Below are 13,933 nucleotides of genomic sequence, written 5' to 3' on the forward strand. Positions count from 1 at the left end.
AGCTTTGGCTCCTGGTTACAGCAAGCGTTGATAAAGTTCGCGGTAAGAATTCGCGGCAACCTGCCAGCTAAAATCCATATTCATCGCCTGACGCTGGACGTAGCGCCAGAGCGATGGGCGCGACCACAGAACGAACGTGCGTCGAATCGCCCGCAGCAGCGACAAGGCGTTGCTATCTTCAAACACAAAGCCGGTAGCCAGGCCATCGGCGAGGTTCTCCAGCGAGCAGTCGGAAACGGTGTCCGCCAGGCCGCCGGTACGCCGCACCAGCGGTAGCGTGCCGTACTTCAGGCCGTACAGCTGGGTTAAGCCGCACGGTTCAAAACGGCTCGGCACCAGAATCACATCGGCGCCGCCCATAATGCGGTGCGAGAAGGCTTCATGGTAGCCAATCTGTACGCCGACTTTGCCCGGATGTTCGGCCGCGGCGGCAAGGAACCCCTCCTGCAGCACCGGATCGCCCGCTCCCAGCAGCGCCAGCTGGCCGCCCTGTTCAAGCAGGCCCGGCAGCGCTTCAAGCACCAGGTCCAGCCCTTTCTGGCTGGTCAGACGGCTGACAACGGCAAACAGCGGCGCTTTGTCATCCACCTTCAGCCCCATGGCGATTTGCAGCTGGCGTTTATTCTCCGCTTTTTCTTCCAGCCGATCGCGGTCATAGCGCGCGGCCAACAGCAGGTCGCTTTCCGGATTCCAGATATGATCATCCACCCCGTTGAGGATCCCGGAGAGGCGGCCCTCGTGCTGACGCTGACGCAGCAGCCCTTCCATCCCATAAGCGAACTGCGGCTCGGTGATTTCACGGGCATAGGTTGGACTGACCGCCGTAATATGGTCGGCGTAATAGAGGCCAGCCTTCAGAAAAGAGATTTGGCCGTTAAACTCCAGGCCATGAACGTTATAGAACGACCACGGCAGTTCAATGTCGTTCATATGCCACGAATAGAACATCCCCTGGTAGGCCAGGTTATGCACCGTAAAGACCGACTTAGCCGGGTGGCCGCGCGCCGCCAGATAGGCCGGCGTCAGGCCCGCATGCCAGTCGTGGGCGTGAACAACATCAGGGCGCCAGAAAGGATCCAGGCCGCAGGCCATCTCGCTGCCTACCCATCCCAGCAGCGCAAAGCGCAGCACATTGTCGGTATAGGCGTGCTGATTGGTATCGTGGTAAGGGCTCCCTGGCCGATCGTAGAGATGCGGGGCATCAATCAAATAGATGCCCACGCCGTTAAAGTGCCCGAACAGCAGAGTGATGCGCCCGGCAAAGGTCTCCCGGCGCGTCACCACCTGCGCATCCGTTACGCCACGACGAAGATCGGGAAACGCGGGCAGCAGCACGCGCGTGTCGACGCCCCCTGCGATTTGCGCTGCAGGCAGCGCGCCGATCACATCCGCCAGTCCACCGGTTTTTAACAGCGGGAACATCTCTGAACATACATGTAATACCTGCATTAGCGCTCCTGTGGGTACCCCAATTTCCGCAGCATGTCGCGGGTGACCAGCACGATACCTTCCTCCGAGCGGTAGAAACGGCGTGCATCCTCTTCCGCGTTCTCCCCAACAACCATACCTTCCGGGATCACGCAGGCGCGGTCAATAATGCAGCGACGCAGGCGGCACGAACGGCCAACCCAAACCTCTGGCAACAAAACTGCCGAATCAATGTTACAGAATGAATTCACCCGCACGCGCGGGAACAGCACCGACTGCACGACCACCGAACCAGAGATAATACAGCCCCCGGAGACCAGCGAGTTCAGGGTCATCCCGTGGCTACCCGAGCGGTCCTGAACGAATTTTGCCGGTGGCAAAGGCTCCATATGGGTGCGAATCGGCCAGTTCTGGTCGTACATATCCAGCTCCGGGGTCACCGAAGCCAGATCGAGGTTGGCTTTCCAGTACGCTTCCAGGGTCCCAACATCGCGCCAGTAGGGTTCAGACTGAGGATCGGACTGTACGCAGGAGAGCGGGAAAGGATGTGCATAAGCCATGCCAGCTTTAGTGATTTTCGGGATGATGTCTTTACCAAAATCGTGGCTGGAGCTTTCGTCGTTATCGTCGTCTTCCAGCAGCTCATAAAGGTAATCCGCATCAAAGACATAGATACCCATACTCGCCAACGATTTGCTGGCATCGCCCGGCATCGCCGGAGGGTTAGCCGGCTTTTCGACGAAATCGATAATCTTATCGCTCTCGTCCACCGCCATCACCCCGAACGCCCGTGCTTCTTCAATAGGCACCGGCATACAGGCGACGGTGCAACGCGCGCCTTTTTCGACGTGGTCGATAAGCATCCGCGAGTAGTCTTGTTTGTAAATATGGTCGCCCGCGAGGATAACGACGTACTCCGCCTTGTAGCGACGAATGATGTCGAGGTTCTGCGTCACCGCGTCCGCCGTGCCGCGATACCAGTTTTCGCCCTGCATCCTTTGCTGGGCGGGCAGCAGGTCAACAAACTCGTTCATCTCTTCATTGAAGAACGACCAGCCGCGCTGGATATGCTGCACCAGCGTATGCGATTGATACTGGGTGATGACGCCGATACGGCGAATGCCTGAGTTAATACAGTTAGATAACGCAAAATCGATAATGCGGAACTTGCCGCCAAAATGGACAGCAGGTTTCGCGCGTTTATTGGTCAGATCCTTCAGACGGGTACCACGTCCCCCGGCAAGGATCAGCGCAACGGATTTGATCGGCAACTGACGCGCCAGCATCAACGGATCGTTCTTTTCTACCCCAACCATAATTAACTCCTTTTTTACTCCCCAGCTTGCCTGCCCTTCTCGCCGCGCCGTCGCTTCGAGACCAACCGGAAGCCTCGAGGTTACGACCTTTGAAATACGCACACTCCGTGCGCGGGCCCATGCCAGACAGCCATAGTGACCGGATTATCCTCTCCGGCGAAAGGTGGAATGGCGCGCCATTCCCCCGCAGGTAAAACCATCTCCGCCACCTCGGCGGTGGCGTTGAGCGCCATCAGCCAGCGATCGGACAATATGATCTGCATACGCGGCGCACCGTGCTGCCATTCATCGGCGGACAGCGGCTGCGCTTGTTGGTTTAACCAGCGAACGCGGCCGTCTCCCTCCTGCCACCAGCGATTCTCGGTTAAAGCCGGAATACGCTGGCGCAGATGAATTAACGCGGCGGTGAACGCGGTCAGCCCGCGGTTAGTATGGTTCCAGTCCAGCCAGGTCAACGCATTGTCCTGACAGTAAGCATTATTGTTGCCATGCTGGCTGTGACCGTGTTCGTCACCCGCCAGCAGCATCGGCGTTCCCTGCGCCAGCAGCAGCGTCGCAAGGAGCGCGTGAACGCTGGCACGACGCCGTTCAATCACGGCAAGACTCCCTTCTAATCCTTCTATACCATGATTGTTGCTGTAGTTATTGTTAGTCCCATCGCGATTCTCCTCCCCGTTCGCCTCATTGTGTTTCTGATTGAAACAAACGCAGTCGCGCAGGGTAAAACCGTCATGGGCGGTGATAAGATTCACCGCCGCCGCAGGTGCTCGTCCGTGACGCTGAAAGACGTCGCTGGAGGCGGCAAAACGCTGAGCGAAGTCGCCCAGCGAGACACTCTGCTGCAGCCAAAAACGACGCGCGGTATCGCGGAAATGGTCGTTCCACTCAGCGAACAGCGGCGGAAAATTCCCCACCTGGTAGCCGCCGGGGCCGATATCCCAGGGTTCCGCGATCAGCTTCACCTCCGCCAGGCGCGGATCGTTACGGATGGCCTCGAACAGCGGCGCATCCTGACGAAACGCCGGCGTCCGCCCCATCACCGAGGCCAGGTCGAAACGAAAGCCGTCGACGTGACACTCATCGACCCAAAAGCGCAGGCACTGGCGGGCATACTCCACCACGCCGGGGTGGCTGAGGTTGATGGTGTTCCCGCAGCCGGTCCAATTGTGGTAATCACCGTCTTCCCTGATCCAATAATAGCTACGGTTATCGATTCCGCGCAGGGAGAAGGTCGGCCCTTCCAGGTCTATCTCCGCGCTATGGTTGAGCACCACATCAAGGATCACTTCAATGCCCGCCGCATGCAGCGCTTTAACCGCATCGCGAAACTCATTTAACGCCTGTTCCGGCGCGCTGGCGTAGCGGGTATCGAGGGCGAAAATCGCCAGCGGGTTGTAGCCCCAGTAGTTGCTTAACCCCATCCGCTGAAGGCGCGGTTCGCTGGCGAACTGCGCCACCGGCATTAACTCTAGTGCAGTAATGCCAAGCATGCGGAAGTAATCGATCATCACCGGGTGACCGAGCGCTTTGTAGGTGCCGCGGATATTCTGCGGTAGATCGGGGTGCAGATACGTCAGCCCCTTGACGTGGGCTTCATAAATCACCGTCTGGCCCCACGGCGTGCGCGGCTGCTTATCGCCGCGCCAGTCGTAATGCAGGTCGATCACCCGCGACTTCGGCGCTATCGCCGCGCTGTCGCGGTTGTCGGGAGCGAAGTCGCCGCCGTGCAGACGCTCATCGTCAGGCAGCCCGCCCGCCACCTGATGGCAGCAGGGGTCGAGCAGCAGCTTGGCCGGGTTGAAGCGGTGTCCCTGCGCCGGGTCCCAGGGCCCGTGGACGCGATAGCCATAGCGCAAGCCAGGCCCGGCATCGGCGAGCCAGCCGTGCCAGATATCGCCGCTGCGCGCGGGCATATCGACGCGCCGCTCATTGCCCTGGTCGTCAAACACGCAGAGTTCCACCCGCTCCGCATGGGCGGAAAAGAGCGCGAAATTCACGCCCTTACCGTCGTAGCTGGCCCCTAAAGGCGCGGGCTTTCCTGCCGTGAGTGCGATCATTGCGCCTCCCGCACCAGCCACACCGTCGCCAGCGGCGGCAGGGTAATGGAGAGGGAGTGCTCACGACCGTGGCTGGCGATCGCTTCGCTTTCAACGACCCCGCCGTTGCCGGTATTGCTGCCGTGGTAGTGCATGGAGTCGGTGTTCAGCTCTTCACGCCAGCGGCCGGGCTGGTTGATGCCAAAGCGGTACTCATGACGCGGCACCGGAGTGAAGTTGCTGGCGACGATGATTTCATTGCCCGCCCTGTCGCGACGAACAAAGATAAACACCGAGCGCTCGTGATCGTCCACCACCAGCCATTCGAAACCGTAAGGGTCGAAATCCAGCTCATGCAGCGCTTTGTGGTGACGATAGGTATGGTTGAGGTCGCGCACCAGCCGCTGGACCCCGTGGTGCCAGTTGTCGCCGCCCTCCAGCAGATGCCAGTCGAGGCTCGCATCGTGGTTCCACTCGCGCCCCTGAGCAAACTCATTGCCCATAAACAGCAGCTTTTTACCCGGGAAGGCAAACAGCCAGCCGTAGTAGGCGCGCAGGTTGGCGAACTTCTGCCAGGCGTCGCCCGGCATGCGGTCGAGTATCGATTTTTTGCCGTGCACCACTTCATCATGCGAGAGCGGCAGGACAAAGTTTTCGGTGTAGTTGTAGAGCATACCGAAGGTCATCTTGTCGTGATGATGTCGGCGATGCACCGGGTCCAGCTTCATGTAGTCGAGGGTGTCGTGCATCCAGCCGAGGTTCCACTTGAACCAGAAACCCAGCCCCCCGGTGGAGGAAGGACGGGAAACGCCGGGAAAATCGGTCGACTCTTCCGCCATCGTCACCGCGCCCGGCGTCTGTTCGCCCAGCACGCGGTTGGTATTACGCAGAAACTCAATCGCTTCAAGGTTTTCCCGACCGCCGAACTCGTTCGGCACCCACTCGCCCTGTTTGCGGCTGTAGTCGCGATAAATCATCGACGCCACCGCATCGACCCGCAGCGCGTCAATGCCAAAGCGCTCGATCCAGTACAGCGCATTGCCGACCAGGTAGTTGCTGACCTCGCGACGGCCATAGTTGTAGATCAGGGTATTCCAGTCCTGGTGATAGCCTTCGCGCGGGTCGCTGTGTTCATACAGCGAGGTGCCGTCAAACGAGGCGAGGGCAAAATCATCCGCCGGGAAATGACCGGGAACCCAGTCCAGAATGACGTTAAGCCCCGCGGCGTGCGCGGCGTTGATAAAGTAGCGGAAATCCTCCCGGGTGCCGAAGCGACGGGTGGGCGCGTACAGCCCGGTTGGCTGATAGCCCCAGCTGCCATCAAAAGGATGCTCGTTAACCGGCAGCAGTTCGAGGTGGGTAAAGCCCATCCATTTGGCATACGGGACCAGCTGGTCGGCAAGCTCGCGGTAGCTTAGCCAGAAGTTATTATCGGTGTGGCGACGCCAGGATCCGAGGTGCACTTCATAAATCGAGATCGGCGCATCAAACTGATTCGCCTGCTTGCGCGCCGGCGGCTGCTCGACCTTTTCCGGCAGCCCGCAGATAAGCGAGGCGCTCTCCGGACGCATTTGCGCTTCAAAAGCGTAAGGGTCGGATTTCACCCGCAGGTTGCCGTGAGCATCGATAAGCTCGAATTTATACAGCTGGCCGTTCAGCGCGCCGGGAACAAACAGCTCCCAGATGCCGGACTCTTTGCGCAGGCGCATCGGATGACGGCGACCGTCCCAGTAGTTGAACTGGCCGACAACTGACACCCGGCGGGCGTTAGGCGCCCAAACCGAGAAGCGCGTGCCGACCACGCCGTCCATAGTGTCGGCATGCGCGCCCAGCGTTTCATAAGGACGCAGATGCGTGCCTTCCGACAGCAGCCAGACATCGAGATCCTGCAACAGCGGGCCAAAACGATACGGGTCATCAATCAGGTTCTGCTGCCCGTGCCAGGTGACGGCCAGCTGATAGCGAAAAGGATTTTTGCGGCGCGGCAGAACGCCGCAGAAGAAACCGCGCGAGTCGAGGCATTCTAGCTTGCCGACTTTGCGTCCGGTTTTTGGTTCAATGACCCACACATCGGTGGCATCGGGTAATAATGCGCGAACTTCCAGCCCGGCGTCGGCGTAATGCATGCCAAGCACGGAAAAAGGATCCGCAAAATGGCCGGCGATAAGCGCATTAATCACGTCCTTATCAATACGATTAGACATGGTTTCATCCTGTTGTAGGTGTCGCCCTTTCCTGTATCCGGCGACTTTTTTTGACCTGAACGGCGCAGCACGTTATGCGTCCCCCTGCTCCGTCCCACCTTCAGGTAAGGAGACAGCGTGACTCCTTACTTAAAGCATAGCCAAGGCTGAGTTACCTCCGTTGGGAAAAATCTAACATTCGCGTTTACTCCTTGTATTACGCAAAAAAAAGGGGTGTTTCAACACCCCTTTTCCCATCTTGTGACGGCTACGCCAGCTGTTTTAGCATGCGGCGGAGCGGCTCGGCGGCCCCCCACAGCAGCTGGTCGCCCACGGTGAAGGCCGACAGATACTCCGGCCCCATGTTCAGTTTACGCAGGCGGCCCACCGGGGTAGTCAGGGTGCCGGTGACGGCAGCCGGGGTCAGCTCACGCATCGTGATATCACGATCGTTCGGCACCACTTTGGCCCACGGGTTGTGCGCGGCCAGCAGTTCCTCAACGGTCGGAATAGAAACCTCTTTTTTCAGCTTGATGGTGAACGCCTGGCTATGGCAGCGCAGCGCGCCAACGCGAACGCACAGGCCGTCTACCGGAATCGGTGAGGCGGTCGCGAGAATTTTGTTGGTCTCCGCCTGGCCTTTCCACTCTTCACGGCTCTGGCCGTTATCCAGCTGCTTGTCGATCCATGGGATCAGGCTGCCCGCCAGAGGAACGCCAAAGTTGTCCACCGCCAGTTCGCCGCTGCGGGTCAACGAGGTGACTTTGCGTTCAATCTCCAGGATCGCGGAGGCCGGATCCGCCAGCTCAGCCGCAACGTGGCTGTGCAGTTGGCCCATCTGGGTCAGCAGCTCGCGCATATGACGCGCGCCGCCGCCGGAAGCCGCCTGATAAGTCGCCACGCTCACCCACTCGACCAGATCCTGCGCAAACAGGCCGCCGAGGGACATCAGCATCAGGCTGACGGTACAGTTGCCGCCGACAAAGGTTTTCACGCCGTTGTTCAGACCTGCGGTAATGACATCCTGGTTCACCGGGTCAAGAATGATAATGGCGTCGTCCTTCATGCGCAGCGAAGAGGCCGCGTCAATCCAGTAGCCCTGCCAGCCGCTTTCACGCAGCTTCGGATAAATATCGTTGGTGTAATCGCCGCCCTGACACGTGACAATAATGTCCAGCGCCTTCAGCGCTTCCAGATCAAATGCATCCTGAAGCGTGCCACCGGTACTGCCACCAAAGGATGGAGCAGGCTGCCCCAGCTGAGAGGTGGAGAAAAAAACAGGGCGAATGGCGTCAAAATCGCGCTCTTCAACCATGCGTTGCATGAGGACAGAGCCGACCATTCCGCGCCAGCCGATAAAACCAACATTTTTCATAACGTATTCCTGCGAGGTGTGTGCTGTTTGTTCCAGGCCAGTTTCCTACTGGTTAGTCCTTCACATTACAAAATGCAGCTAAAGTCGCAAGTGAAATTAATCAATGATTGCCAGGCAATCAGTAACGCAGCTAATTTTGCCTGGCGGCCGCCGTCACTGGCACCCCGGAATACCCGAATAATTATCAGGGAATTTAGATTGAGAAGGGAATATTTTCCGCCACTATTTTATTGATCAAGATTATGGATTACAGCAGAAATTGGGTTGTTTTATTCTTGCGGAGAAGACCGATAAAACCAGGCGTGGCGTGGGTTTGTGAGCCGTATGACGTTTATCGTATTTCTGATAGTGGCAGATCGGGAGAGGGTTAAAGCTAAAGGTTTTCGATATAAGTCGAGCATGAAATTAACCCGGCATCGCTTCGCTCCGCCGGGTTATCACTTTGGCGTTTAGCTCAACAGCGTAAACGCAATCATACCGACTATCGCCCCGACGGTGCCGAGGATAGTTTCCATCATCGTCCATGTCTTCAGCGTTTGCGCTTCGGTCGCGCCGGTAAACTTACCGAACAGCCAGAAGCCCGCGTCGTTAACGTGGCTGACGACGATAGAGCCGCCGGCGATGCAGATGGAGAGCGCCGCCATCTGCGCGCCGCTGTAGTGCAGCTGTTCAATAACCGGCATGACCAGACCGACGGCCGTCAGGCAGGCAACGGTCGCGGAGCCCTGAATAATACGTACCGCCGCCGCCAGCACGAAGCAGGTGATCGCAATCGGCAGGCCCATCCCGGTCAGCGCTTCGCCGAGCGCCGGCCCCACGCCGGAGTCGACCAGCACCTGTTTGAACACGCCGCCCGCACCGATCACCAGCAGAATAATGCCCGCTGGCTGGAGCGCATGACCGCAAATCTCCATCACCCGGTCTTTCGCCATCCCCTGACGCACCGCCAGGCCATAGATAGCCACCAGGCAGGCAACCAGAATCGCGGTAAACGGATGACCGATAAACTCAAACCATTCATAGGCGGTAGAGCCTTCCGGCACAAAGCGCGCGGCAATGGTTTTCAGGCCAACCAGCACCAGCGGGAGCAAAATTAAGGCCAGGCTGAAGCCGAAGGACGGCATTTTGCCTTCGCCGAGGTGCGGCTCGCTAATATCGTCAGGCGTATGCAGCTCAACGTAGCGGCTGATAAAATTACCCCACAGCGGCCCGGCAATAATCATCCCCGGGATCGCGGCGCACAGGCCAATCAGGATCATCCAGCCAAAGTCGGCGTGCATCTGCGATGCCAGCAGCATCGGCGCAGGCCCCGGCAGCAGGAACGCCGCCGCGGCGGCCACCCCGGCAAACAGCGGGATCACCAGCTTCACAAGGTTGGTACCGGTATGACGCGCCATTGAGAACGCCACGCTGATCAGCAGCACGATCGCCACTTCGAAAAACAACGGCAGCGCGCAGATAAGGCCGGCCAGGCCTATTGCATAGTGGGCGCGACTATGGCCGAAAGATTTCAACATCTTGACGGCAATCTGGTCGACCGCGCCGGTTTCATGCAGGATCTTCCCGAACATTGCCCCTAGCGCGACGACGATAGCCAGAAAGCCCAGCGTGCCGCCCATGCCTTTTTCCATCGTCGACGCGATCTTGTCCAACGGCATTCCGGAAAAAAGCCCTGCTCCAATAGAAACCACCATCAAAGCCACGAAGGCATGCATACGCGCCTTCATCACTAAAAACAGCAGCAGCAAAACGGAGCCGACTGCTGTTAAAACAAGCGTTAATGTACTCACTATTTACTGCCTTTGTTGATCACCTCAATGGTGCTGGCGACCACGCCTTCCAATGACTGGTCGATATCGACGATTAAAACATCGTTTTCATCCGTGCCCGGCTCTTGCAGCGTTTCAAACTGCGTAACCAACATCTGGGTTTTAAAGAAATGGCCTTTACGCGCCTTCAGACGTTGTTCGATAACCTCGAAATCGCCTTTCAGGTAGATAAAAGAGAGGTTCGGGTTGCCTTTACGCAGGATGTCGCGATAGCTCTTTTTCAGGGCGGAGCAGACAATCAGCGACACTTTATTGGTACGCTGCATGGCAAACGCGGCATCGTTCAGCGCCTGCAGCCACGGGGTGCGGTCATCGTCATTTAACGGTTCGCCGGAAGCCATCTTGTTGATGTTGCTGCGCGGATGCAGAAAGTCGCCGTCGAGAAACGCGGCGTGCAGTTGATGCGCCACTTCGCTGGCGACAGCGGATTTGCCGCTGCCGGAAACGCCCATCAGGACATAGATGTGGTGATCATGGTTAGTCGTGCTCAAAGCTTCCTCCCACTGGACACATACGCGCAGCTGGCAGCGTTTAACGGCGTGAAATACTGGCGTACAGATTGATTGTTACGGGTAACTGTTATCGGTAACATTGTCATGCCGGAGTTGTAGAGAAGCAATAACCATTCGTGCCAGATGTGAATATGTGTGATCTACTTCAAATTTGTCAGTTTAAATAGATCCGCCCGGTGACAATGTGAAACCTAAATCTAACATCTTAGGCGTCACCGCTTCACCGCGTATCCGCGCCAGCAGACGTTCTGCGCCAATCCGCCCCATCCGCTCGCGCGGCGTCAGCACGCTGGCCAGACGCGGCTCCATCACCTGGCCGATATCGTGGCCGTGGAAACCGGCAATCGCCATATCGTCAGGGATTTTCAGCCCCAGGCGCTGGCACTCAAACGCCGCGCCGACCGCAAGGTCATCGTTGGTACAGAATATGCCGTCAAGCTGCGGATATTCACGACGCGCCTGGCGCATCAGCTCAATCCCCGAGGAATAAGAGGAAGACTGCTCAACCATCACGCTGTAGGGCGTCATCCCGGCATCAAGCATCGCCTGCTCGTACCCCTTCTGTTTGATGATAGTACGTTCATCAAGACGTGCGCCAAGATAGGCTACGTGACGGTGGCCATGATTGATAATCGCCGCGGTCATCTGCCGGGCCGCTTCAAAGTTATCAAAGCCGACGGCGATATCGAGACACGGCGACTGGCTGTCCATCAGTTCCACGACCGGGATCCCTGCGACCTCGATCATCTTCAGGGTGCGCGGCGTGTGGGTTCGTTCGGTGAGGATCAGGCCGTCAATGTTCCAGGAGAGCATGGATTCCAGACGTTTTTCTTCCATTTCCGGCTTATAGCCGTAGTGCGCCAGCATCGTCTGGTAACCGAAGGAGTCGGTCACGCTTTCAATACCGCGCAGCACTTCTGAGAAAACCTGGTTGGTTAACGAGGGCAACAACACGCCAATGGCGCGGCTGGTGGCATTAGAGAGGATGTCAGGGGCGCGATTAGGAATATAACCCAGTTCATCGAGAGCAACGGCTATCTTGCCACGCAGCGCTTCGGAAACCTGTTCCGGGTTACGTAAATAGCGACTGACCGTCATTTTGGTCACGCCGACAAGATCGGCTACATCCTGAAGTACGGGTCTTTTCTTTTTCATCGTCCTGACTGCGATCAACGGGGAAACATTTTCCCAGTTTATCACGGACAAAGCGCAACCTTCCCTAACATCCGGAAAGGTTGCGCAATTTATTTAGACCCGATCGGAGAACGATCAGACGGGCGGCAGATCGAACAGCAGAATTTCGCTATCGCTGTCGGCGTGTACGGAAATCGCCTGCTCGTCCCAAATTGCCAGGCCATCGCTGGTGGTGGCTTTCGTTCCGTTGATGGTGACTTCACCTTTCACCACCTGGATCCACACCCGACGTTCAGCGGCAATCTGGTGCACCGACTGCTCATCTTTCAGCAGCGCCCAGCGGTACAGCTCCATATCCTGGTACACCTTCAGCGAACCTTCACGAGCATCCGGCGACAGTACCAGCTGTTTGCCCTGCGCGGCGTCAAAGCGGCGCTGTTCGTAGCGCGGCGTGATGCCATTTTTTTCCGGCATAATCCAGATCTGGTACAGATGCAGTTTTTCCGTGGCGCTTGGGTTGTACTCAGAGTGACGAACTCCGGTACCCGCGCTCATGATCTGGAACTCGCCCGCCGGCACCTGCTCTTTATTCCCCATGCTGTCCTGGTGCTCAACGGCGCCTTCCAGCACGTAGGTCAGGATTTCCATGTCCTTGTGCGGATGGGTACCGAAGCCCTGGCCGGCATCAATCACGTCGTCATTGATTACCCGCAGCGCCGAGAAGCCCATAAAGTTAGGGTCGTAATAGTTCGCGAAAGAGAAAGTATGCCAGGAATCCAGCCAGCCGTGGTTAGCGTGGCCGCGTTCGTTAGCTTTGCGTAAATAGATCATGTTGCACCCCCGTATGTTTTCGATGGACTCAGTGTGGACCCAATCGCCAAACGATCATAGAGGGTGAAAATTGACTCCTCTGTTCAAAAAATATGAATGAGTACAGAGGAGCCATGATGGCTTATCGGCTAAGGGTAATCGTGGCAGGTGATGGCTGTTCAAAGCCGCGTTCGAGGATCTCCAGGTTTGTGAGAACTTCAGATTCCTTGACGAAATTTGGCTGACCGTTAACCAGGGTTTCATACAGCGAATCATAGACCCGCCCATAGTCGCCGCTTTCAAGCGGGATCTCTTCCCGTACGGTTTCACCCGCCTCATTGACGTACTCCAGCAGGCCAACCGTCTCATCCGCGCCGAATCCCGGCTCGCCCGGCATAATATTGGCCTTCAGGCTGGTCTCCTGCTGGTCGATACCGTATTTAATAAACGAACCTTTATGGCCATGGACGATGAATTTTGGGTAGGGCAGCTTCACCAGATGGCTGGTTTTGACAATCGCCTTCAGGTTGCCGTAGAACAGCTGGGCCTCAAAGGTATCGTCCGGGTTGGCTTTGTTGCGCAGGCTACGGATGTCGTAAGAGACATGGTGCGGGCGACCGAACAGGGAGATAATTTGGTCCAGGGTATGGACGCCCAGGCCGTAGAACGTGCCGTCCTGAGGCAGCCCGGGCTTCCCTCCATCTACCGGACGATAGTTGTCGAAATGGTTTTCAATCTCGACGATCTCGCCAAGCTTTCCGCTCTCAATCACTTTCTTAGTGGTCAGGAAGCAGGAGTCGAAACGACGATTCTGGTACGGCGTGACCGTCAGTCCCTTGCTTTTCGCCAGGGCGAATAGCGTTTTTGCCTCCTCAAGCGTCGGGGTAAAGGGCTTTTCAACCAGCACATTTTTGCCCGCCTCCAGCGCTCGTTTCGCATAGGCAAAATGGCTGTCCGCGTGGGTGCAGACAATCACCAGTTTGACCTGCGGGTCGTTAAGCACTTCGTCGAGGTCGCTGGTGAAGTGGATGTGCGAATACTGCGGTGCCTGTTCTTCCGGCTTTGCGCTGCGGCGATAGATATGCGCCACGTGCCAGCGGTCTTTTCGATGCAGGACATAGGGAAGATGGTAGCGGGTGGTGCTTTTGCCAAATCCAATAAATGCGCAGTGCAAAGTCATAACGCTATCCTTATTTAAGGTCTCTGCTGTTAACCATAGCGCAAGCTGGCTGCAAACTTAACCCCTTCAATGAGTGTGACAAATTCTTAAATGTTAAATTTAGCGCGCAAATTTATTGACCCTGCAGGCT

10 protein-coding genes are annotated in these 13,933 nt (G+C 57.3%); all 10 read right to left on the minus strand.

Going from position 1 to position 13,933, the window contains the following annotated elements; all coding sequences use genetic code 11:
- Nucleotides 1-15: 15 nt before the first annotated feature.
- The 10 genes from glgA to CMQ96_RS05045 all read right to left on the minus strand — a co-directional run bounded on the left by glgA (nucleotide 16) and on the right by CMQ96_RS05045 (nucleotide 13,803).
- Nucleotides 16-1,449: a glycogen synthase GlgA gene (glgA, locus tag CMQ96_RS04995; protein WP_004126091.1), complete on the minus strand. Its 1,434-nt coding sequence runs from the start codon at nucleotides 1,447-1,449 to the stop codon at nucleotides 16-18.
- Nucleotides 1,449-2,744, minus strand: coding sequence for a glucose-1-phosphate adenylyltransferase (glgC, locus tag CMQ96_RS05000; protein ID WP_004126094.1), 1,296 nt, complete (start codon nucleotides 2,742-2,744; stop codon nucleotides 1,449-1,451). The genes glgA and glgC overlap by 1 nt, the downstream gene beginning before the upstream one ends.
- An 80-nt stretch (nucleotides 2,745-2,824) precedes the next feature.
- Nucleotides 2,825-4,801 carry a glycogen debranching protein GlgX gene (gene glgX, locus CMQ96_RS05005; protein ID WP_098066140.1) on the minus strand — a complete coding sequence of 659 codons (1,977 nt, stop codon included), beginning with the start codon at nucleotides 4,799-4,801 and terminating at the stop codon, nucleotides 2,825-2,827.
- Nucleotides 4,798-6,984 carry a 1,4-alpha-glucan branching enzyme gene (gene glgB, locus CMQ96_RS05010; RefSeq protein ID WP_004870234.1) on the minus strand — a complete coding sequence of 729 codons (2,187 nt, stop codon included), beginning with the start codon at nucleotides 6,982-6,984 and terminating at the stop codon, nucleotides 4,798-4,800. The genes glgX and glgB overlap by 4 nt, the downstream gene beginning before the upstream one ends.
- 247 nt (nucleotides 6,985-7,231) lie before the next feature.
- Entirely contained in the window at nucleotides 7,232-8,338 is a 1,107-nt protein-coding gene (gene asd / locus CMQ96_RS05015; protein WP_004126104.1) for an aspartate-semialdehyde dehydrogenase, read from the minus strand.
- A gap of 449 nt (nucleotides 8,339-8,787) precedes the next feature.
- Nucleotides 8,788-10,128 carry a gluconate transporter gene (gene gntU / locus CMQ96_RS05025; protein ID WP_098066142.1) on the minus strand — a complete coding sequence of 447 codons (1,341 nt, stop codon included), beginning with the start codon at nucleotides 10,126-10,128 and terminating at the stop codon, nucleotides 8,788-8,790.
- Nucleotides 10,128-10,658, minus strand: coding sequence for a gluconokinase (gene gntK / locus CMQ96_RS05030; RefSeq protein ID WP_004126110.1), 531 nt, complete (start codon nucleotides 10,656-10,658; stop codon nucleotides 10,128-10,130). The genes gntU and gntK overlap by 1 nt, the downstream gene beginning before the upstream one ends.
- 180 nt (nucleotides 10,659-10,838) lie before the next feature.
- On the minus strand, nucleotides 10,839-11,834 hold the full coding sequence (gene gntR, locus CMQ96_RS05035; protein ID WP_004106498.1) for a gluconate operon transcriptional repressor GntR: 996 nt from the start codon (nucleotides 11,832-11,834) through the stop codon (nucleotides 10,839-10,841).
- A gap of 114 nt (nucleotides 11,835-11,948) precedes the next feature.
- Nucleotides 11,949-12,644, minus strand: coding sequence for a pirin family protein (locus CMQ96_RS05040; protein ID WP_024359821.1), 696 nt, complete (start codon nucleotides 12,642-12,644; stop codon nucleotides 11,949-11,951).
- A 121-nt stretch (nucleotides 12,645-12,765) separates the two neighbouring features.
- Nucleotides 12,766-13,803, minus strand: a complete 1,038-nt coding sequence (locus CMQ96_RS05045) for an oxidoreductase (protein WP_004870212.1) — start codon at nucleotides 13,801-13,803, stop codon at nucleotides 12,766-12,768.
- Nucleotides 13,804-13,933 lie beyond the last annotated feature (130 nt).

It is taken from the genome of Klebsiella sp. MBT K-1, from assembly GCF_002556465.1.
In the GTDB taxonomy this organism is placed as follows: Bacteria; Pseudomonadota; Gammaproteobacteria; order Enterobacterales; family Enterobacteriaceae; genus Klebsiella; species Klebsiella grimontii.